At 72.6% G+C, this 20,336-nt stretch carries 17 protein-coding genes and 1 pseudogene; 8 read left to right on the plus strand and 10 right to left on the minus strand.

Going from position 1 to position 20,336, the window contains the following annotated elements:
* Positions 1 to 353: 353 nt before the first annotated feature.
* Positions 354 to 953 carry a TIGR03086 family metal-binding protein gene (locus tag SSOG_RS10255; RefSeq protein WP_009714143.1) on the minus strand — a complete coding sequence of 200 codons (600 nt, stop codon included), beginning with the start codon at positions 951 to 953 and terminating at the stop codon, positions 354 to 356.
* A 260-nt stretch (positions 954 to 1,213) separates the two neighbouring features.
* Between SSOG_RS10255 and SSOG_RS10260 the strand changes: the two genes are divergently transcribed.
* The 5 genes from SSOG_RS10260 (at position 1,214) to SSOG_RS10280 (ending at position 4,663) form a co-directional block, all read left to right on the plus strand.
* On the plus strand, positions 1,214 to 2,383 hold the full coding sequence (locus tag SSOG_RS10260; protein ID WP_009714144.1) for a baeRF2 domain-containing protein: 1,170 nt from the start codon (positions 1,214 to 1,216) through the stop codon (positions 2,381 to 2,383).
* 59 nt (positions 2,384 to 2,442) lie between these two features.
* The gene (locus SSOG_RS10265) at positions 2,443 to 2,826 is read left to right on the plus strand and encodes a DUF2795 domain-containing protein (protein ID WP_009714145.1); all 384 of its coding nucleotides are present in this window, start codon (positions 2,443 to 2,445) and stop codon (positions 2,824 to 2,826) included.
* Positions 2,827 to 2,902: 76 nt separating this feature from the next.
* Complete coding sequence (locus tag SSOG_RS10270; RefSeq protein ID WP_009714146.1) at positions 2,903 to 3,283, plus strand: CBS domain-containing protein; 381 nt, start codon at positions 2,903 to 2,905, stop codon at positions 3,281 to 3,283.
* Positions 3,284 to 3,464: 181 nt separating this feature from the next.
* Positions 3,465 to 4,277: a class I SAM-dependent methyltransferase gene (locus SSOG_RS10275; protein ID WP_039937102.1), complete on the plus strand. Its 813-nt coding sequence runs from the start codon at positions 3,465 to 3,467 to the stop codon at positions 4,275 to 4,277.
* A gap of 32 nt (positions 4,278 to 4,309) precedes the next feature.
* Positions 4,310 to 4,663 carry a VOC family protein gene (locus tag SSOG_RS10280; RefSeq protein WP_009714148.1) on the plus strand — a complete coding sequence of 118 codons (354 nt, stop codon included), beginning with the start codon at positions 4,310 to 4,312 and terminating at the stop codon, positions 4,661 to 4,663.
* A gap of 76 nt (positions 4,664 to 4,739) precedes the next feature.
* Here the strand turns inward: SSOG_RS10280 and SSOG_RS10285 are convergent, their stop codons facing one another.
* Positions 4,740 to 5,282 (minus strand): GNAT family N-acetyltransferase, encoded by a 543-nt coding sequence (locus SSOG_RS10285; RefSeq protein ID WP_009714149.1) that lies wholly within the window; start codon positions 5,280 to 5,282, stop codon positions 4,740 to 4,742.
* Between the two features lie 252 nt (positions 5,283 to 5,534).
* Here SSOG_RS10285 and SSOG_RS10290 point away from each other — a divergent pair, with 252 nt between their 5' ends.
* Entirely contained in the window at positions 5,535 to 6,899 is a 1,365-nt protein-coding gene (locus SSOG_RS10290) for an MFS transporter (protein ID WP_039937105.1), read from the plus strand.
* 31 nt (positions 6,900 to 6,930) lie between these two features.
* Here the strand turns inward: SSOG_RS10290 and SSOG_RS10295 are convergent, their stop codons facing one another.
* From SSOG_RS10295 to SSOG_RS10330, 8 genes and pseudogenes are all read right to left on the minus strand, one after another.
* The gene (locus SSOG_RS10295; protein ID WP_009714151.1) at positions 6,931 to 7,656 is read right to left on the minus strand and encodes a 4'-phosphopantetheinyl transferase family protein; all 726 of its coding nucleotides are present in this window, start codon (positions 7,654 to 7,656) and stop codon (positions 6,931 to 6,933) included.
* Between the two features lie 104 nt (positions 7,657 to 7,760).
* Positions 7,761 to 9,764 (minus strand): S9 family peptidase, encoded by a 2,004-nt coding sequence (locus SSOG_RS10300; protein ID WP_009714152.1) that lies wholly within the window; start codon positions 9,762 to 9,764, stop codon positions 7,761 to 7,763.
* A gap of 16 nt (positions 9,765 to 9,780) precedes the next feature.
* Complete coding sequence (locus SSOG_RS10305; protein ID WP_009714153.1) at positions 9,781 to 11,127, minus strand: M20/M25/M40 family metallo-hydrolase; 1,347 nt, start codon at positions 11,125 to 11,127, stop codon at positions 9,781 to 9,783.
* Positions 11,120 to 11,953 (minus strand): M55 family metallopeptidase, encoded by an 834-nt coding sequence (locus SSOG_RS10310; protein ID WP_009714154.1) that lies wholly within the window; start codon positions 11,951 to 11,953, stop codon positions 11,120 to 11,122. The genes SSOG_RS10305 and SSOG_RS10310 overlap by 8 nt, the downstream gene beginning before the upstream one ends.
* Positions 11,954 to 11,964: 11 nt before the next feature.
* Positions 11,965 to 12,738 (minus strand): class I SAM-dependent methyltransferase, encoded by a 774-nt coding sequence (locus SSOG_RS10315; RefSeq protein ID WP_039937107.1) that lies wholly within the window; start codon positions 12,736 to 12,738, stop codon positions 11,965 to 11,967.
* Positions 12,739 to 12,818: 80 nt separating this feature from the next.
* Positions 12,819 to 15,218, minus strand: a complete 2,400-nt coding sequence (locus SSOG_RS10320; protein WP_039937112.1) for a SpoIIE family protein phosphatase — start codon at positions 15,216 to 15,218, stop codon at positions 12,819 to 12,821.
* A gap of 182 nt (positions 15,219 to 15,400) precedes the next feature.
* Positions 15,401 to 17,925 (minus strand): annotated as a pseudogene (locus SSOG_RS10325) (MFS transporter).
* Between the two features lie 212 nt (positions 17,926 to 18,137).
* The gene (locus tag SSOG_RS10330; protein ID WP_009714159.1) at positions 18,138 to 18,593 is read right to left on the minus strand and encodes an SRPBCC family protein; all 456 of its coding nucleotides are present in this window, start codon (positions 18,591 to 18,593) and stop codon (positions 18,138 to 18,140) included.
* Positions 18,594 to 18,758: 165 nt separating this feature from the next.
* On the opposite strand from SSOG_RS10330, the gene SSOG_RS10335 reads away from it, so the two are divergent.
* Entirely contained in the window at positions 18,759 to 19,790 is a 1,032-nt protein-coding gene (locus tag SSOG_RS10335) for an Rv2578c family radical SAM protein (RefSeq protein ID WP_039940929.1), read from the plus strand.
* A gap of 44 nt (positions 19,791 to 19,834) precedes the next feature.
* Positions 19,835 to 20,336 (plus strand): GNAT family N-acetyltransferase (locus SSOG_RS10340; RefSeq protein WP_039937113.1); only part of this gene is annotated, 502 nt, incomplete at its 3' end.

The following is a 20,336-nucleotide window of genomic DNA, read 5'->3' on the forward strand; positions in this document are numbered from 1 at the left end:
CAACTCCGACGCCCCCACGGAACCGAGGCGCCGCCCCAGTTCCGCCCCCGGGGGGGGACAGGGGCACAGCCCCGGTTTCAGAGCCCGGCACAGGCTGAGGCAACCACCCCGCCCGGGCCCGGGGCGCCGCCCCAGTTCCGCCCCCGGGCCAAGGACAGCCCCCGTTTCAGAGCCCGGCACAGACTGGGGCAGCCACCCCGCCCGGGCCCGGGGCGGAGCCCCGGTTTCAGGCCCGGCACAGGCCGAGGCACCCCCGGGGTCCGGGGCAGCGCCCCGGTTTCGGGAAGGGGCGGGGTGGGGGAAAAACCCCGGCACCGGCCGAGGCAACCGTGGGGGCCACCGCCCGGCGCGGGCTACGTTTCGCGGCCCAGCAGAGCCAGGAGTTTCGTCTGGGCGTCGGCGTTCGGCGGCGGATCGACCGGCGCCGCGAAGAGCCCGCTCTTCTCCAGGTCCGCCGCGTACGGCGCAACCTCCCGCACGGAGAAGTCGACCAGCGGCCGGGGAAGCCGCTCGTCGGCACCGATGGCGCGGGCGAGATCCCACGCGTGGACCGTCGCGTCGGCGGTCATCTGGGCGCAGTACTCCGTGGCGGGGCTCGCGCCGTAGGAGAGGTCGACGGTGCGTTCCAGGGCACCCGGCTCCTGGAAGGCCGTACGGGCGACGGCGGCGGCCGCGTCCCAGGTGGCGACGGGGTCCTCGCCGAGCTGGTCGCCGGACAGGACGTCGCTCTCGCCACCCGCGCTCGCGCCCTCGCGGAGCAGCGCCGGGACCCACATCTGCTCGACCGCCAGGTGGTTCACCAGGTCCCGCACGGTCCACTCCGTGCAGGGCGTGGGGGCGTCCCACTGGTCGGGCCGTACGGCGTGCACCCGCTCGGTGAACAGGTCCAGCGCCTCACCGTGTCTGGCCAGCAGCGGATTCTCCGCCGCCGGGTTCGCGGAGGTGTCAGTCATGCGCGCCGGGTACCCGCGTCCCGAGGCGTTAAAAAACGCGCAGAGGCGCCGGGCACGGGCCCCTGATTTCCCGTGCCCGGCGCCGCCCTCACTCCCTGCGGGCCGCTCGGCCACGCGACGGGTATCCGGGCGGGGATGCCTCAAACCTGGCGACGAGATCTTCCGCAGGAATCCGGACCCGACCCGTCCGCGCCCGTGTCGATGGCGTGGCGACGGGTACGCGGGAGGGACGAAACACCCGGAACGCCGGGAGGGAGTACATGCGACTCGGATTCCTGAATCCGCTGTTCGAACGCCCAGGCCCCTGGGCAACCGTTTACGTCGACACCTCGCACCCCGACCAGTCCTCGGCCGAGGAGCACGAGCGCCACGCCCGTGAGGCGTGCCGCCGGCTGGAGCAGCAGGGCGCCGACGCGCGCACCTGCCGTGCGGTGTACGAAGAGCTGGCCACGGTGACACCGGCGACCGAGCCGGTGGGCCGGGCCGTGTTCGCCTCGCGCGGCGAGGTGGTGCTCGACCCGTCGCTGACGGCGCCACCCCAGGGCGCGCCCCACGCGTGCTGGTCGGCGCTGCCGCATGTGGGGCCGCTGGTGGAGCTGGCGGGGGACGATCCGTCCTGCCTGGTGGCGTACATCGACCGCACGGGCGCGGACTTCGAGCTGCGCGGCGCGCGCGGCGACCGGGCCGTGGGGCGGGTGAACGGGCAGCAGTGGCCGGTGCACCGCACCGCGACGGCCGACCCGTCGGAACGCCATTTCCAGCTGCGGACGGAGAACACCTGGGAGCACAACGCGGGCCTGATCGCGGACGAGCTGCGGGCCCGCCAGGAGGAGACGCAGGCCGATCTGGTGCTGCTGGTCGGGGACGCGCGCGAGCGGCGCGCCGTGCACGACCGGCTGCCGGAGCAGCTGCGCGACCGGGCCGCGGAGACCGCGCACGGCGGCCGGGCCTCCGGTTCGGCCTCGCCCGGTACCCACGCCGCCCGCCTGCTGGACCGCGACGTGGACGAGGTACGGGCCCGGCATCTGCACGACCACACCGGGGAGGTGCTGGAGCGCTTCCGGGCGGGCCGCGTACCCGCGGAGGGCCGTGTGTCGGCCGCGGAGGGCGTTCCCGCGCTGGTCGACGCGGCGCGTGAGCACCGCATCGGCACGCTGCTGATCCGGCCGGACGGCACCGACCTGTACCGCGACGTATGGGCGGGGGCCGAGCCGGACCAGGTGGCGATGCGCCGTACCGACCTCCAGTACCTGGGCGACGCCCGGCCCGCCGCGGTGCGGGCCGACGACGCCCTGATCCGCTCCGCCGCGGCCACCGGCGCCGAGGTGCTGACGGTGCCGCCCGGCGGCGCGGAGGACACGAACGGCGCCCCGGTCGGGGGACTGGGCGCACTGCTGCGCTGGCCGTACGAGGGCGGCGTGCCGCAGTGAACTCTCGGGGACATGACCATCCCACGAGCCATACGGACCCGTGAAGGAAGGGGACCGACATGCAGCGAGGCAGCAACCGGCTGAGCGCTCACCGGGACGATGAGATGAAGCACGAGCTTCAGGGCCTGATCCGTTCCGGACACCCGACCCGGGTCGAGGAGTGGCACGACCCGGAGCCCGCCGCCGACGACGACCCTGAGGTGACGACCGGTCCGGTGCCCCATCCGGGGGCGACCGGCGAGGCGGAGGCGCTCCGCTTCGAGTTCGCCCGTCATCTGGGCCGTACGACGTTCCCGGCGGAACGGAGCGCCGTGCTGCGCGTGCTGCACGAGCGGCACGCCCCGGACCGGCTGATCGCCCTGGCTCAGGAGCTGCCCGCCCACGAGACGTTCCGCACCGTGCAGGAGGTGGTCTCCGCGCTCGGCCTGCGCCCCGAGGCGTAGCGGCCCCGAGGCGTAGCGGCCCCGAGGCGCAGCGGCTCCCTGCCCTCCTCCGACACATCCGAAGAAGGCGAACGACATGCCTCAGTACGTGAAAGACGTCATGACGCCGGCGGTCACCTCGGTGCGTCCCGATGCCTCGCTGGTCGAGGCGGCGCAGCTGATGCGCGCGGAGGACATCGGCGGTGTCCTCGTGGCGCTCGACGGTGAGTTGCTGGGCGTCCTGACCGACCGCGACATCACGCTGCGCGCGGTCGCGGACGGCGTCGATCCGCTGACGGTCAGCTGCCATCTGGTGTGCACCCCGAACCCGGTGACCATCGGCCCCGACGAGGAGGTCGCGGAGGCGGCCGCGCTGATGCGCAAGCATGAGGTGCGGCGGCTGCCGGTGATCCGGTCGGGGCGTCCGGTGGGTGTGGTGAGCATGGGAGATCTGGAGCAGGGAGGGCCGCCCGCCTGAGGGGTGGGCCCGAACGCCAAAAGGGCGGCGGGGAACGGCAGTTGCCGTACTCGACCGCCCTTTTTCGCGTCCATCGGCGGCCCACATAGCGAGACGACTCTTCTCGTCATACGAGATGGCGGCGTACGGTGGTGATCGTTCCCGACCGCGGTCGACTCGACGCTCGATGAGGAGTTCCGTCATGCCGAACGACGCCGTCTACACCCACGGACACCACGAGTCGGTGCTGCGCTCGCACACCTGGCGCACGGCCGCCAACTCCGCGGCCTATCTGGTCGGCCACCTCAAGCCCCATATGCGGATCCTGGACATCGGCTGCGGCCCCGGGACCATCACTGCCGACCTGGCCGAACTGGTCCCCCAGGGTGAGGTCGTCGGCGTCGACACGGAGCCCGCCATCCTGGAGCGGGCGCGGTCGGCCGCCGACGAGCGCGGGCTGACGAACACCCGTTTCGCGGTCGCCGACGTCCACGAACTGGACTTCCCCGACGACTCCTTCTGCGTCGTCCACGCCCACCAGGTGCTCCAGCACGTCGGCGATCCGGTGCGGGCGCTGCGCGAGATGCGGCGGGTGTGCAAACCGGGCGGCATCGTCGCGGCCCGCGACGGCGACTACGCCACCATGACCTGGTACCCGCAGGTCCCCGGGCTGGACGCCTGGCTGGACCTCTACCGCCGGGTCGCGCGCGCCAACGGCGGCGAGCCGGACGCGGGGCGGCGGCTGCGGTCCTGGGCCCTGGAGGCGGGCTTCCCCGCCACCGCCGTCACCGCGAGCGCCGGGGCGTGGTGCTACGCCACCCCCGAGGAGCGGGCGTGGTGGAGCGGGCTGTGGGCGGATCGCACGGTGGCATCCTCGTACGCCCGGCGCGCGGTGGAGGGCGGCCACGCCACGGAGGCGGAGCTGCGGGACATCGCGGACGCCTGGCGCGAGTGGGGCAGCCGGGACGACGGCTGGTTCGCCATCCTGCACGGTGAGGTCCTGTGCCGTGTCTGACGTGCGGTTGCGGTTCAACTAGGCTCGCCCGCATGGACATCATGGGGACTTCACTGCGGGTCTGCGTCGACGATCTGGACTCCGCCATCAGCGTCTACGAACGGCTCACCGGCGCCGAGGCATCCCGCTTCCAGCGGGGCGGCGTCTCGGTCGCGGCCGTCGGCTGCTTCTTTCTGATGAGCGGCCCGGAGTCGGAGATGGAGATCCTCCGCAAGATCGCGGCGACGATCGCGGTGAAGGACGTGGACGAGGCGGTCGCCGATCTGACGGCGGTCGGCGCGCAGATCGTCGCGGGCCCGATCCCCGCCCCCACCGGCCGCATGCTGGTGGCCCGCCACCCGGACGGTTCGATCTTCGAGTACGTGGACCGCAACCCCGGCGCCTGACGCCGCTCCCCCGGCCGGTCGGCGGGGGCGCCTTCCCCGGCCCCCTCGCCGACCGCTGTTACGCGGGCCCCGGCGGTTACGCGGGTCCCAGCATGTCGCTGGTCATGGCCCAGCGGTCGTGGTCGCGCCACGCCCCCTCGATGTAGAGGAAGTCCGGCGAGAAGCCCTCCAGCCGGAAGCCATGCCGCTTGACGAGCGCGGTCGACGCCTCGTTGCCGGGCTGGATGTTGACCTCGATCCGGTGCAGCCCGAGCGGCCCGAAGGCCTGCCGCAGCACCAGCCCGAGCCCCTCGGACATATAGCCGCGTCCGGCGGTGGACGGGAAGGCGCCATAGCCGATCGCGCCGCACTGGAACGCGCCGCGCACGATGTTGTTGATGTTGATGAATCCGGCGAGCGCACCGGTCTCCCGTACGCAGACCAGGAAGCCGCGCCGGTCCTCCCGCTCCAGCTGGTCGATGAAGCCTTCGTACGCCTCGTCGGTCGTCGGCAGGGTCAGCCAGGGGCGGTGGAAGGAGACGCTCTGCCGCGCGAGCCGGACGAATTCGGCGCCGTCCTCCCGCCGATGGGGCCGGATGGCCGCGCGGGTTCCCTCGGCGAGATACGCGTGTTCGGGCATTGGTCAATGATGGTACGGAGGCCGCGCCTCCGCCACCGACTTTGACGGCACCAGACCGATTCGGTCATATCCATGAACGTCAAACGCTCAGGGCACTCTTGACTTTTCTGGCTCGATGAGCGCCTGAAGACCAGGTCAGCGCTGCGGAATAAGTGCTTCACGGGCCATTGACCGAGTGCATACAGAACCGTATGGTCCTGCGCACCACTCGTTGACTGTTCACAAGGATGAACGTATCGCCAGGAGAGCACCATGGCACAGCAGGGACCCCCCGGCCAGGACGCGGCGCCCGCCCCGGAGCTGGTCGACCGGGCGGTGAGCAAGTTCTTGCGGCGCGTCATGCCGATGCTGGTGTTGATGCTGGTCGTCAATCAGATGGACCGCACCAACGTCGGTTTCGTCCAGGACGACCTCAGCGCCGACATCGGAGTCGGCGCCGCCGCCTACGGCTTGGGCGCCGGGTTGTTCTTCATCAGCTACGCCATCTTCGAAGTGCCGAGCAACATGCTCATGGAGCGCTTCGGCGCCCGCGTCTGGCTGACCCGCATCATGATCAGCTGGGGAGCGGTCACGCTCGCCATGTGCTTCATGCACGGCGCCACCTCCTTCTACGCCCTGCGCTTCCTGCTCGGCATCGCGGAGGCGGGGTTCTTCCCCGGCGTCATGTACTACCTCACCACCTGGCTGCCCGACTCCTACCGGGGCAGGGCCAGCGCCATCTTCCTCGGCGGCTCCGCGACCGCGTACATCGTCACCGGCCCGATCAGCGGCGCGTTCCTCGAAATGCACGGCCTCGGCGGCTTCGCCGGCTGGCGCTGGATGTTCGCCATGGAAGGCGGCATCTCGATAGCGGTGGGCCTCGTCGCCGCGTTCTTCCTCGTCTCCCGGATCAACGACGCCCGCTGGCTCAGTGCCGAGGAGCGTACGGCCCTCACCGAGGCGATCGCACGCGACCGGGACGCCCGCAGCCGCGAGCCCAAGGTGTCCCGGCTGCGCCTGGTGCTCCACCCGCAGGTCGCGCTGCTCACCCTCGTCTTCTTCGCCATGGCGCTGACCGGCTACGCCATCACCTTCTGGCTGCCGAGCCTGGTCGACGACATCGGCGGGCTGTCGCCCTTCCAGGTGGGCCTGCTCTCGGCCATCCCGTGGATCTGCGCGGTGATCGCCATGTACACCATGAGCCGCTACACCGACCGTATGCCGGACCGGCGCCCGTACCTCGCCATCGTGCTGGTGCTGTCGGCCGTCGGCACCTTCCTCGCCACGCTCGGCTCGCCGTGGTTCGGGCTCGCGGCCCTCACCCTGGCCGCCGTCGGCAGCAAGTGCGGCGCCAACCTCTTCTGGCCGCTGGCCCAGTCCAGCCTCGACCTCAAGGTCACGGCCTCCGGGCTCGCCGTGATCAACTCCCTCGGCAACCTGGGAGGGTTCGTCGCCCCGACGCTCTTCGGCTACCTGGAGGAGACCACGGGCAGCACCAACGGCGGGCTCTACTCGCTCTCCGCCGCCTCCCTGGTCGCCGTCATCGGGGTCTACCTGCTGCGCCGCCCGGGTGCAGGGACCGGCACCGCCGCGGGCGCCGAGGCCCCCGCCCCGGTGCCCGCGCCGTCCGCGCACTGACGCATCGTCCCCGGCCGGACAGCGGGTGTCCTCATCCGTCCCGGCCGGGGTTACGCAGCGCCATGGCCGCCGCGTAACCGGCATCCACCGGTACGTCGATCAGCACCCACGGCCCCACCGGCACCGGCTCCCGGCCGGTGCCGACGTAGTCCTTCGCCGGGTCCTGGGACAGCCCGGTGCCGATGCCCTTCAGATACGCCTCCTTGCGCGTCCAGCAGCGGCCGAAGGCGGCGGGCCGGTCCGCGGTCGGCAGCGCGTCCAGCTCGGCGCGCTCCCTGGGGTGGAGGCTCTGGGCGACCTGGGCCACCGTGGAAGCGGACTGGAGCTTCTCCACATCGGCCCCGACCGGAGTCCCGGCGAAGGCGAAGAGCACCAGGTCACCGGCGTGCGACATATTGAAGTGGAGTGGGGCGCCGACCACCGCGGGGCGGCCGTGCGGACCGCCGCAGCCGGGGCAGTCCTCCCGGGTGAACGGCACGGCGGCCGGGTCCACGCCCAGATAGCCGCCGAGCAGCTGCCGCAGCCCGATATGGGCCGCCGTGTACCGCTCCCGGTCCTCGGCGCGCAGGAACCTCCCGGCCCGCTCCTGCTCCTCGGTGTCGAGGATCTTGCCGGGTGCGGCGGCGTCCAGGGCGGCGGTGAAGGCCGAGACGCTGAGCAGCCAGGTCTCGGGCTCGCCGCCCTGCGGCCACCCACCGGCCAGGGCGGTGGGAAGCGGCTCACGGCCGACGAGGCGCGGGGCCCGTGCGGGTGTCAACTGGCTCCTCCAGTACCAATGATGGCGAAACAGTTCGCATATCGGGTTTCAAGGCTGCTCACGCTACCGCTGCCCCATGACGACCGGCAGTGCGCCCCCGCCTTTCATATGCGCAGCTCCAGGGCGGGCGGCCCGGCCTCGGGCAGGCCGAAGGCCCGGGCGTACAGGGACAGTTCGGCCTCCAGGGCACGGACCATGGTGTCGGCGCGGCGGAAGCCGTGCCCCTCGCCCTCGAAGGTGACGTACGCATGCGGCACCCCGCGCCCCGCCATCGCCGCCACGAACCGCTCGCACTGCGCGGGCGGGCAGATCGTGTCGTCCAGCCCCTGGAGCAGCAGGAACGGCGCGGTGATCCGGTCGGCCCGGTGCAGCGGCGAACGCTCCCGGTAGCGGTCCGGGACCTCGGCCACCGGGCCGATCAGCGACTCCGCGTACCGCGACTCGAAGTCATGGGTCTCGCCGGTGGCCCAGGCGGCGGGGTCGAGGATCGGGTAGATGATCGTGCCGCACGCGTACAGCCGGGTGGCGGTGAGCGACACGGCCGCCGTCCAGCCGCCCGCGCTGCCGCCGCGGATCGCCAGCCGGGCCCGATCGGCGACGCCCTCGTCGGCGAGGGCTTCGGCGACGGCGGCGCAGTCCTCGACATCGGCCACGCCCCACCGCTCGCGCAGCCGGTCGCGGTAGGCACGGCCGTAGCCGGTGGACCCGCCGTAGTTGACCTCGACGACGCCGATACCGCGCGAGGTGAAGTACGCGATCTCCAGGTCGAGCACGAGCGAGGCCCGCCCGGTGGGCCCGCCGTGCGCCCACACCACATAGGGCGGCAGCTCGCCGGGCGGCGCGGTGTGGTGGGGGTTGTGGGGCGGGTAGACATGGGCGTGGATCTCGCGGCCGTCCGCCCCGGTGAAGGTGCGGACCTCCGGCCGGGGGTAGTACGCGGGGTCGACGGGGTCGGTGTGGGCGCTGCCGATGACGCGGGCGTGGCCGGTCAGGGTGTCCAGCTCCACGACCTCGTGCCCGCTGTGCGGACTCGCGGCGACGCCGACGACCCGGGTGCCGTCCACGGCGAGCGTCGGCTCCCATTCGGTCCACGGCCCGGCGACATCGGCCAGCTCACCGGTCTCGGGGTCGAGGATCCCGAGCGTCTGGGCACCCCGCCCGTGCAGCACCGCGATCAACCCGCCGTCCAGCGGCGCGAACCACCGATGCCCCAGCTTCCACAACGGCCCCCCGAACTCCTCCTGACGGGGGCAGAGGGTGCTGCTCGCGATGACGTCCCCACCCGCCCTGTCGGGGTCGATCCGCTCCAGCTGCCACCAGCCGCTGAGGTCCGAGACGAACAGCAGCGAGCCGTCGGGCGCCCACTCGGCCTGCGCCACCGATTCATCGGTCTCCCCCACGAGCGGCAGCACCGTGATGAACGGACCGTCATCCGCCACCTCGGCGACCATCACCACCGTGCCGTCCCACGGCATCTCGGGGTGGTTCCAGGCGATCCACGCGACCCGGCGGCCGTCGGGCGAGAGCCGGGGCGCGGTGACGAAGTCATGGCGGGCGTCGGTCAGTTCGCGCACCGCCGTGCGGTCCTCGGCGGCCGAGCCGTCCAGCGGTACGGCCGCGATCACGCGCCGTACGTCGGTGGGCCGCTCCCCCGTGAACTCCTCCAGGACGCACCACACTTCGCCGCGGTCCGCATGCAGCCGCACATCCGCCCAGCGCAGTCCCTCGCCCACGTCGGACACCGGGGTCAGCGGGCGCGGCGGGGCGCCCGCCGGGGCGTCCGGCTCGTACGCGTACAGCCGCTGGTCGGCGAAGTGGACGAACACCACCAGCGGGCCGCCGGTCGCGCGCGGCGCCGCGGCCCAGGGGGTGCCGCCGTAGCCCATGACCTTGCTGCGCACGTTCCACGGCGGGGGCAGCACCGGCTCCTCGGTGCCGTCGGCCCGCCGCCGGATCAGCGCGCGGCGGCCGCCCTCGGCGGGGCGCGGCGCGGTCCACCACACCTCGGGGCCGACCGTGCCCACGTACTCCGGGTGGCCGTCGTGCGAGGCGGCGAGGGCGGCGTCGACCGGGGAGTGCCAGGTTCCGTACGGGGCCGTGGTCGTCACCTGCTGTACCACCGGCTCACGCCCTCTGGAGGAAGTGATCGAGCACCCGGACGCCGAAGTGCAGGGCATCGACCGGCACCCGCTCGTCCACGCCGTGGTAGAGCGCCTGGTAGTCGAAGCCCTCGGGCAGCCGCAGCGGCGAGAACCCGTACCCGCGGATGCCGAGCCGGGAGAACTGCTTGGCGTCGGTGCCGCCCGACATGCAGTACGGCACGGCGTGGCCACCGGGGTCGAAGCGCTGGACGGCGGCGCGCATCGCCTCGTACGTGGGCGCCTCGGGCCCGACCGGGGCCTGGAGCGGGACCTCGCGGTGGTGGAACTCCCAGTCGACGTCGGGGCCGGTGAGCCGGTCGAGGGTCTCCCGGAACTCGTCCTCGCCGCCGGGCAGCATCCGCCCGTCGATATAGGCGGACGCGCTGCCGGGGATCACATTGATCTTGTAACCGGCCTCCAGGACCGTCGGGTTGGCGCTGTTGCGCACGGTCGGCTCGATGAGCGCGGCGGCCGGGCCCAGCTTGGCGAGCAGTTCGTCGACGTCGAAGTCGGGCGCGTCCACATCGGCCGGGATGTCCTGGAGCGCGGCGATCTCGGTGAGCGCCGCCTTGACGGTGGGGGTCAGCCGGACCGGCCAGCGGTGGTCGCCGATGCGGGCGACGGCGGCGGCCAGCCGGCTGACCGCGTTGGCCCGGTTGACCTTCGAACCGTGTCCGGCCCGGCCGCGCGCGGTGAGCTTCAGCCAGGCCGTGCCGCGCTCCCCCGCCGCGATGGGGTAGAGCCGCAGCCCGGGCCCGGCGTGGAAGGTGAAGGCGCCGGATTCGCTGATGCCCTCGGTGCAGCCCTCGAACAGCTCCGGGTGCCGGTCGGCGAGGTAGCCGGAGCCCCAGGCGGCGCTGTCCTCCTCGTCGGCGGTGAAGGCCAGCACGATGTCCCGGCGGGGCCGCACCCCGGCCCGCGCCCAGGCCCGGACGACCGCGAGGACCATCGCGTCCATGTTCTTCATGTCGATGGCGCCCCGGCCCCACACCACCCCGTCGCGCACCTCCCCGGAGAAGGGGTGCACGGTCCAGTCGGCGGGTTCGGCGGGCACCACGTCCAGATGGCCGTGGACGAGCAGCGCGGGCGCCGCCCGGTCGGTGCCCTCGATCCGGGCGACCACATTGGTGCGCCCCGGCGACCGCTCCAGCAGCGTGGGGTCGATGTCCACGTCGCCGAGCATCTCCGCCACGTACTCGGCGGCCGGGCGCTCCGAGCACTCCCCTCCGCCGCGGTTGGTGGTGTCGATCGCGATCAGCTCGGAGGTGAACCGCACCACCTCCTCCAGCGCCTGCGCGTCGATCGCCTCCGGACGGGCCGTGTCAGCCATATTGCTCCTCCACCGCGGCCGATACGACGGTCGTGACCGCCTTGAAGCAGCGGATCCCCTCGTACATGGTCGGTGAGGTGAAGGCGACGCGCCGCTCACCGCTGCGCTCCACGCCCGGTACGACGCTCGCCGCCCCCACCAGATGCTCGGCGTCGAATTCCAGCTCGATCGTGAACGGCCTGCGGTGCGGGGGTTCGTGGCGCACCGCCAGCACGGCGGCCTCCCGCGCCGCCTCCCGGATGTCCGCGGCGGTACGGGCGGGGGTGCGGCACACCGCCGCGTACCGCGAGACGTAGTCCTTGACGGCGACGCACCGGGCCTCCGGCGCATAGCTGTTGGCGTCCTGACAGGTCTTGTCGTCCCCGGTGACCAGCACCACCGGCACCCCGTACTCGGCGACCACCAGCGAGTTCAGCAGGCCCTCGCTCGCCCGGGCGCCGTTCGCCCAGACGCCGGTCACCGAGTTGGGGAGATACGTGTGCGCGAGCACGCCCTCGGTGCCCGCGCCGGTGTGATAGCCGATGAACGCCACCCCGTCCACATCGCCGTGCTGCACCCCCTCGACCATGCTCAGCGTCTTGTGCTTCCCGGTGATCATCTGCGCCCGCTGGTCCAGCTCCTCCAGCAGCAGATTGCGCATGGACCAGTGCGCCTCGTTGATGAGCACCTCGTCCGCACCGCCGTCGAAGAATCCCAGCACCGCCGCGTTCACATCCGAGGTGAACGGGCGCCGGAAGCGCTCCCACTGCGGGGTGCCGGGCAGGACGTCACCCGGCCAGGTCACCCCGGTGGCGCCCTCCATGTCGGCGCTGATCAGGATCTTCATGGTTCGTTACGTTACGCGCTGTGCGGGGGCCGAACCACCCCTGTGGATAACCGTCCCTCGCCCTCCGGAGCCCGTCCCACCACGAACCACCGGGCCGGGAGCTCCACCCGCGAACCGTCGGCCCATTGCTCCGTCTGGGCCAGGGCCGTGGGGCCCTCGGCCAGGATCCGCAGTCCCGCCGACGCCAGCACCTCCGCCACTTCGCTGTCCCCCGCGTCGGCGGGCTTGAGGCCGTGGTCGAACACGCGGCGCAGCTTGAGCGGCGGGCCGCCGGGGCTCTCGGCCAGGCGCGTCAGCGTCGTCTTGGACTCCTCCGTCAGCTCCGCGACGAAGCCCCGGCCGCGGCTGCCGACCAGGGTCGCCACCGCCTCGGCGACCGGACGGCGGTCGGGGGCGTCGCTCTGGTGGATGACGGCGCGCATGTAGACGTTGGCGTCGCCGAGGCGCTCGTGCAGCTCCCGCACGGCCGCCGGGTCGGTGAGGCTCAGCTGTCGGAACTCGGCGGTCCGCGCCGTATCGGCGCGCCGCGCGTGCTCGACCGCCGCATGGGACAGGTCGATGCCCAGGGCCCGGCCGCAACGGGCCGCCAGATAGCGGGTCTGAGTGCCGTTTCCGCAGCCCAGATCGAGGATGGGGAGGGAGAGGTCGGCGTGCGGGGCCAACCGGTCGACGTCCCGGGCGGCGCTCAGCGACGGGTCCGCGTCCCAGATGGCCTCCCCCGGGGCGTCCGAGGTGGCCTGCCAGTAGCTCTCCCACGCTTCCCGGTAACGCTCCGACACAGTCATCGCCGCTCCCCACGTCCGTTCCCACTGTGCGTCAGGCTGCCCATTCAGGCTGTCCGTAAGGCCGTCCGTCAGGCTCCGCGTCAGGAGTGACGGGCGGGACCCGTCAGCGCCTGCTCGAACCAGACGGTCTTGCCCTGCCGCGTCCGGCTCGTCCCCCACTCCCTGGCCAGCTCGCTGATCACGCGCAGCCCGCGCCCGCACTCGTCGTCCGGTCCGGCGGTCAGCAGCGCGGGCAGTTCGTGGTCGTCGTCGGAGACCTCGCACAGCAGCGCCTCGGTGCGGACCAGGCGCAGCACCACATGGTGGGTGTGGGCATGACCCACCGCGTTGGTCACGGCCTCGCTGACGAGCAGTTCGGCGGTCTCCACGGCGTGCGGGAGGCCCCAGCGCAGCAGCCGCTCGCGGACCAGGCGGCGAGCCCGGCCCACCTCCTCCGGGTCGAGGGCCAGCCGCCACTGGGCGACGTCGTCGGAGGGGATGCCGTTCAGCCGGGCCATCAGCAGCGCCACGTCGTCCTTGCGGCCGCCGCGCCCGTCTTTCTCCCGGGACGAGGCAGCGAGCGCGCGGATGACGGTGTCGCACGCGTCGTCCATCGACGCCGCCGGATGGGCGGCGGACTCGCACAGCGCCGCGAGCCCGGCGCCGATGTCCTGGCCGCGCACCTCGACCAGGCCGTCCGTACAGAGGATGAGGCGGTCGCCGGGCGCGACCCGCACCGTGGCCGTCTCGAACGGCACCCCGCCCACGCCGATCGGCGCGCCGGTCGGCAGGTCCAGCAGCGCGCTGCGGCCGTCCTGGGCGCGGACCAGGACGGGCGGGATGTGGCCCGCGTTGGCCAGGAGCAGTTCGGAGCGGATCGGGTCGTAGACCGCGTACAGACAGGTGGCCAGATAGTGCTCGCCGAGCCGCTGCGCCAGGTCGTCCAGGTTGCGCAGCAGCTGCGCGGGCGGCAGGTCGAGGGCGGCCACAGTCTGGACGGCGGTGCGCAACTGGCCCATCATCGCGGCCGAGTTCAGTCCGTGCCCCATGACGTCGCCGACGACGAGCGCGGTGCGCGAGCCGGACAGCTTGATGGCGTCGAACCAGTCGCCGCCGACCCGGCCGAGCCGGGTGCCGGGCAGATAGCGGGTGGCGGTGTCACAGCCCGCCATGCGCGGCGTCACCTGGGGCAGCATGCTGTCTTGGAGGGTCTCCGCCACGTTCTCCTGGTACGTGTACATGCGGGCGTTGTCGAGTACGAGCCCGGCGCGGGCGGCGAGTTCGGCCCCGGTGGTGCGGTCCATGTCGTCGAACGCCTCGCGGCCCGCGCGCCGCAGCAGCACCATGAAACCGAGCACCACGTTGCGCGCCTTGAGCGGCACGATGAGGATCGACCGGCCGTTGATCAGCGGCCGCAGGTCCCGCTTCTCGAACTGCCCGGCGATCCGGTCGCCCAACTCGTCGCTGATGTACGGGATGAGCACGGGTTCGCCGGTGACCATGCACTGGACGAACGGGGTGTGCTCGGGGAACGCGATGCTCTCCCCGACCGGCACCGTGTCGTCCCAGCGCCCCGGTTCGTCGTTGTGCTCGACCCAGACGCGGTGCCACACGGTGGTGACGTCGGGCGGGCCGTCGGGGAAGCCCTCGCCCGCGAGGACCTGGGCGCGCAGATGCGTACCGGCGAAGTCCGCGAAGCGCGGGACGGCGGCGCTGGTCACCTCGCGGATGGTGCGGGCCAGGTCGAGGGAGCTGCCGATGCGGCCGCTGACCTCGTTGAGGAACTCCAGGCGCTCCCGGACGGCGGCGCGTTCGAGGTCGTCATCGAGGCCGTCGTCAAGGACCGCTTCGGGGGCCCGGCGGTCTTCGGGCTCGGCCGCCCGGAGCCTCGCCGCTCGCCGCGCCTGGCGCTCGCGGTAGCGGGGCATGCCCCAGTCGGGGGTCACCGGGACCCGTTCGTGGTGGCTGATCTCCAGCACGGGGTAGCCGAGTTCGAGGACCTGGGCGACGATCCGGCCGCCGGTGGCCGGGCCCATGTTCGGCAGGATGTCGGGCAGCCGCCCGGCCAGCAGCTCGGCGCCGGGGAACTCGGTGTGCAGCGCGAAACCCGGCGCGAAGCGCTCGTCCGGGGCGCCCCCGGTGAGCCCCGCGGCGTCGGCGGCCAGCACCAGCAGCCGCTCGGGGCCCGGTCCGACGAGGGGGTACGCCCACCACAGGACGTCGGCCTGGGCGGCGTCGGCCGCGAGGGTCATCCGGGCGCGGCCCGCGGTGGGATAGGAGCGCGGGCCGCCGAGAGCGCCGTCCGCCGCGTCCGGAAGGTCCTCGTCGCGCAGTGCGCCAGAGACCGGCATCAGATCGACGGCGGGCGCGCCGAGGGCCTGCTCGCGGGTGCGTCCGAAGAGCTTGCGGGCGCCGGAACTCCAGTGCGTGACCAGCCCGTCGGCGTCGACGACGACCACCGCGAGCGGGATCCGACCGGACACCTCCGTGCCCTGCTCCATAGGCGGAAGACTCCTTCGCACGCACGACCCGCACCACCGTCTTCAACGGTACGGCGGGGGCCGGTCACGGCGCGGCCCAATACCCGAATAGGTGTCATCTTGTGCGAGGTTGCGGGCACGTGTGCGATGCCCGCGCCCCGGCCCCCGGCGGAAGGCGGGGGCCGGGGCGGGGCGGCCGGTGGTCAGTCCTCGTGGCCCAGGTGCAGATCGCGTTCCGTACGGCCGCCGCCCGCCACCTGGAGCACGGTCGCCACCGGGGGGTAGCCCGCCGCGATCACCGTGTACTCGCCCGCCGACAGATCGATGAAGCGGAAGGCCCCGTCGGCGGCGGTCGTCGCGGTGTCGACCACGTTCCCGGCCGCGTCCAACAGCGTGACCCGGGCGTCCTCGGCCAAGGCGGCCCGCCACCGGCGCGTACGACGCCGCGCAGCACCGCGCCACCGGCCAGTTCGATGTCCTGGCGGGTCTCGCGGGCGGCCTGCACGGTGACGGGGAGCGCGGCGGGGCGGAAGGCGGGCGCGCTGGAGGCCAGGGTGTACTCCCCGGCGACCAGCTCGGTCATCACATAGCCCCCTTCTCGTCCGCTGCGCGTGGAGGCGACCACCTCGCCGCGTACGTCGGTGAGGGTGACCGTCGCGTCCCGTACGGGCGTGCCGTCCGCCGTGAGCACGGAACCGGCGAGGCGGCCCGCGCCGCCCAGCACCACGTCCAGCTCGACCGGGCGGTCGCCGACCGTGACGCTGACCGCCCGCGGCTGGTGGCCGCCGGCCGCCGCGATCAGGACGTACGACCCGGTGCCGGGCGTGCTCAGCGCGTACCGCCCGTCCTCGCCGGTGGCGCCGCGCCCGATCTGGCGGCCGCCGTTGTCGATGAGGGTGAGCGCGGCCCGCGGGACCGAGGTGCCGTCGTGGTGCTGGACGGTGCCGCAGACCGGGATGCCCGCGACGGGCGGCGGCGGGGGCGGGGCGGCGTGCCGGGGCACCGAGCGCGCCGCCGGTACGACGGGATCCGGCTGGACGCCGGGGTCTGGCTGGACGGCGAAGTCGGTGTGGGACACCAGTGGTTTCTCCTTCAGCAGGAAGGCGAGCAGGAAGCCCAGGACGAGCACCGGCACGAGGTAGAGGAAGATCCGCGGTATGGCGTCGGCGTACGCCGTGATGTAGCCGTCCCGCAGGGCGCGGGGCATCGCGTGCACGATCTGCGGCGTGATGGAGTCGGGGTCGGGCAGTTCCGGCCCGCCGTCGGTACGGACGCCCGTGCCGCCGGGGAACTCCGCGGCGAGGCGGTCGGCGAGCCGATGGGCGAAGAGCGTGCCGAAGATGGCCGCGCCGACGCTGCCGCCGATCTGCCGGAAGTAGTTGTTGGCGCTGGTGGCCGAGCCGAGGTCATCGGGGGACACCGAGTTCTGCACGGAGAGGATCAGCACCGGCAGGACGAGCCCGATGCCCAGCCCGAGGACGCCCATCCAGAGGCTGTAGTCCTGGCGGGAGGTGTCCTCCTCCAGCCGGGACAGCAGCCACATGCCGCCGATCGAGATGAGCCCGCCGACGACGGGGAAGACCTTGTAGCGGCCGGTGGTGCTGATGAGCTGGCCGGAGGCGATCGAGGCCAGCACCATCCCGCCCATCATGGGCACCATCAGCAGCCCCGACTCGGTGGCGGAGACGCCGTCGACCATCTGAAGGAAGGTCGGCAGATAGCTCGCGGCGCCGAACAGCGCGACGCCGATGACCGCGCCGATCAGTCCGGAGACGCAGAAGACCGAATCGCGGAACATCCGCATCGGCATGAGCGGTTCGGGGACGACGCACTCGACGACCACGAAGAGGATCGCGGAGCCCGCCGCGCCCAGGGCGAGCCCGAGGATGACGCGCGAATGCCAGCTGTACTCCGTACCGCCCCAACTCGTCAGCAGGATGGTGCAGGTGGAGAACATGGTGAGGAACAGGGCGCCCAGGAAGTCGAAGCGCGGCCGCCGCAGCGGTTCTGGCACCTTGAGGACGGCCGCCACCACGGCGAGCGTGACCAGGCCGAAGGGGACGTTGACGTAGAAGCACCAGCGCCATGAGGCACGGTCGGTGAAGAAGCCGCCGATCAGCGGCCCGGCCACCGAGGCGAGGCCGAACGCGGCCCCGATGAGCCCCATGTAGCGGCCGCGCTCCCGCGGCGGCACGATGTCGGCGATGATCGCCTGGACGCCGATCATCAGCCCGCCCGCCCCGACGCCCTGCACCGCGCGGAAAATGATCAGCTCGTCCATCGTGCGCGACCACCCGGCGAGCGCGGAGCCCACGACGAAGACGACGATCGCGAAGATGAAGACGCTCTTGCGGCCGATGAGATCGCCGAGCTTGCCGTAGACGGGCAGCACGATGGTGACGGCGAGGAGGTAGGAGGTGACGGTCCAGGACATCTTGTCCAGGCCGTGCAGTTCGCCGACGACTTCGGGGAGGGCGGTGGCGACGATCGTCTGGTCGAGGGCGGCCAGCAGCAGGGCGAGCATCAGCCCGAGGAAGACCGTCCACACCCGGGCCGGACTGAGCCCGGCCCCGGCGGGTCCGTCGTCGGCGCGCGGTCGCGCCGCTCCGGCGCCTGTGCCTCTGTCGTCACCGTCGCCGGATCCGGGACCGTTGTCGCCGGAGGCGTGGGCGGGTGCGCCTGCCGACCGATGGCCCTTCGCGAAGGTGGTCTCGGTGATCCCGCCCACGTCTGTCTCCCGTCGTCACGCCTGCGCCGCCGCCCTGTTGTCGCATTACGCAACAACACGGGGCAAGCGCGACGAATCGACAAAGAGACGGGTTCGGGCGGCTTTACCGCAAGTGAGAGCATGTGCGCCTATGGAGCGCACCGCGGAGAAAATCACCCGAACGGTGACCGCGACGCCGGGACCGGGACCGGGGCGGCCGGACGCCCGGGAGGCTACTGGGCGCTCTGAGCCGGGAGTTCGGCCGCGAGCTTCTCCAGCACGCCGTCGTAGATGCGGGCGAGCCCCTTGGGCGCGAAGGTGCGCTCGAAGAAGCCGCCGATGCCGGTGGCGCCGTTCCACACCGAGGTCACGACGACCCGCGACTTGCCCTCCCCGGCCGGGGTGACGGTCCAGGTGGTGACCATGGAGGAGTTGCGGTCCTTCTCCACGAGCTGGCCGTCGCTCGGCTCGGAGACCTCCAGCAGGCAGTCGCGCACCCGCTTGCTGGTCGCCTGGAGCCGCCAGTGGACGAGGGTGCCCTCGCCGTCGCCGCCCTCACGGATCTCGTACTCGCTGAACTGCTCGGTGAGCAGCCGGGGGCGGACCTCGCGGTAGTCGGCGAGCGCGTCGAACACGTCCTCGGGCTTGCCCGTGACGATGCGCTCCGTGGTGGCCTCGACCTGGCCCATTGCTCTGTCCTCCGATGCTTGCGATGCGTTCGTGCGCTGCGGCGCCGTTGCCCTGCGCGGGCAAGCCAACCACCTGGGGGTCACCCGCCCAAATTCGGGGTTGACGAAAACGAAGGGAACATGTGTTCTATTTAGGTAGTGGGCGAGACTCCGGAGGTGCGGGCCATGCGCTGGGACAACCTGACAGGCGACGGCGAGGCGGCCGCCCCGGCCCTCTTCTCCACAGACGCGGTCGTCAGCCGCACGTTCGACACCCCTGAATTCCGCGGCATCACCTTTCACGAGATCCGCGCCCGTTCGATCGTGAACCGGGTGCCCGGGGCCTCCCGGATGCCCTTCGAATGGACCGTGAACCCGTACCGCGGCTGCACCCACGCCTGCGTCTACTGCTTCGCGCGCAAGACGCACAGCTATCTCGACCTCGACACCGGGCTCGACTTCGACACCCAGGTCGTGGTCAAGGTCAACGCCGCGGAGCTGCTGCGGCGCGAGCTGGCCGCCCCGCGCTGGCGCGGCGAGCACATCGCCATGGGCACCAACGTGGACTGCTACCAGCGCGCCGAGGGCCGCTATCAGCTCATGCCCGGCATCCTCGGCGCGCTCGTCGAGCGTGCCAACCCCTTCTCCATCCTCACCAAGGGCACCCTGATCCTGCGCGACCTGGAGCTGCTGCGCCGCGCCGCCCGCGTCACCGACGTCGGCGTCTCGGTCTCCGTCGGCTTCACCGACAGCACGCTGTGGCGCACCGTCGAACCCGGCACCCCCTCCCCCGAGCGGCGCCTGGACGCCGTACGGACGCTGTCCGGGCACGGCGTCCCCTGCGGGGTGCTGATGGCCCCGGTGATCCCCTTCCTCGGCGACTCCCCCGAGCAGCTGCGCGCGACCGTCCGCGCCATCGCCGAAGCCGGGGCGACCTCCGTGACCCCGCTCGTGCTCCACCTGCGCCCCGGCGCCCGCGAATGGTTCACGGCCTGGCTCACCCGGCACCACCCACGGCTGCTGAAGCGCTACGACGCGCTGTACGACGGCGGCTCGTACGCACCGAAGTGGTACCAGCGGCGGATCACCGGCATGGTGCACGACCTTGCCGCCGAGTACGGCATCGGACCGTACGAACCCGGAACCCACCGCGCCGTCCCCGACCCCGCTCCCGACCCCACCGATTCCCCGGGCCCGGCCCAGCTGTCGCTGCTGTGACCCTTCCGCCGGTGGCGGGGTCACGCCACCTACGGTGGACGTATATGGACGGGGTGTTGGTAAGGGAAATGGCCGAGTCCGACATCGACGCCGTGGCGGCGGTGCGGGTGCGGGGGTGGCAGAAGGCGTACACGGGACTGATGCCGCAGACGTATCTGGACGGACTGAGCGTCGAGGAAGACGCCGAGCGACGGCGGGAGTTCTTCTCTCGCGGGCTCGGCGACGTGGTCAACCTGGTGGCGGAGGGCGATACCGGCGAGGTGGTCGGCTGGTCCTGCTTCGGCCCGTACCGGGACCGTGATCTGCCACCCGGGGACGCCGAGTTGTACGCGCTCTACGTGCACCCCTCACTCCTGGGCACGGGCATCGGCCGCGCCCTCCTCGACGAGACCCGCCGCCGGTCCGCCGAGCGCGGCTTCCCCCGTCTGCGGCTGTGGGTGCTGGAGGGGAACGCGCGGGCCCGCCGCTTCTACGAGCGGGCGGGCTTCGTGACGGACGGGGGCGCGGAGACGTACAAGGTGGAGGGGGCGGCGGTGCCGGAGGTGC

Source organism: Streptomyces himastatinicus ATCC 53653 (genome assembly GCF_000158915.1).
GTDB classification, from domain to species: Bacteria; Actinomycetota; Actinomycetes; order Streptomycetales; family Streptomycetaceae; genus Streptomyces; species Streptomyces himastatinicus.

What these genes read in the sequence shown, in the direction of transcription:
- SSOG_RS10255 (WP_009714143.1), bottom strand. Translation starts at nt 953, where the DNA reads ATGACTGACACCTCCGCGAACCCGGCGGCGGAGAATCCGCTGCTGGCC.
- SSOG_RS10260 (WP_009714144.1), top strand. Translation starts at nt 1,214, where the DNA reads ATGCGACTCGGATTCCTGAATCCGCTGTTCGAACGCCCAGGCCCCTGG.
- SSOG_RS10265 (WP_009714145.1), top strand. Translation starts at nt 2,443, where the DNA reads ATGCAGCGAGGCAGCAACCGGCTGAGCGCTCACCGGGACGATGAGATG.
- SSOG_RS10270 (WP_009714146.1), top strand. Translation starts at nt 2,903, where the DNA reads ATGCCTCAGTACGTGAAAGACGTCATGACGCCGGCGGTCACCTCGGTG.
- SSOG_RS10275 (WP_039937102.1), top strand. Translation starts at nt 3,465, where the DNA reads ATGCCGAACGACGCCGTCTACACCCACGGACACCACGAGTCGGTGCTG.
- SSOG_RS10280 (WP_009714148.1), top strand. Translation starts at nt 4,310, where the DNA reads ATGGACATCATGGGGACTTCACTGCGGGTCTGCGTCGACGATCTGGAC.
- SSOG_RS10285 (WP_009714149.1), bottom strand. Translation starts at nt 5,282, where the DNA reads ATGCCCGAACACGCGTATCTCGCCGAGGGAACCCGCGCGGCCATCCGG.
- SSOG_RS10290 (WP_039937105.1), top strand. Translation starts at nt 5,535, where the DNA reads ATGGCACAGCAGGGACCCCCCGGCCAGGACGCGGCGCCCGCCCCGGAG.
- SSOG_RS10305 (WP_009714153.1), bottom strand. Translation starts at nt 11,127, where the DNA reads ATGGCTGACACGGCCCGTCCGGAGGCGATCGACGCGCAGGCGCTGGAG.
- SSOG_RS10310 (WP_009714154.1), bottom strand. Translation starts at nt 11,953, where the DNA reads ATGAAGATCCTGATCAGCGCCGACATGGAGGGCGCCACCGGGGTGACC.
- SSOG_RS10315 (WP_039937107.1), bottom strand. Translation starts at nt 12,738, where the DNA reads ATGACTGTGTCGGAGCGTTACCGGGAAGCGTGGGAGAGCTACTGGCAG.
- SSOG_RS10320 (WP_039937112.1), bottom strand. Translation starts at nt 15,218, where the DNA reads ATGGAGCAGGGCACGGAGGTGTCCGGTCGGATCCCGCTCGCGGTGGTC.
- SSOG_RS10330 (WP_009714159.1), bottom strand. Translation starts at nt 18,593, where the DNA reads ATGGGCCAGGTCGAGGCCACCACGGAGCGCATCGTCACGGGCAAGCCC.
- SSOG_RS10335 (WP_039940929.1), top strand. Translation starts at nt 18,759, where the DNA reads ATGCGCTGGGACAACCTGACAGGCGACGGCGAGGCGGCCGCCCCGGCC.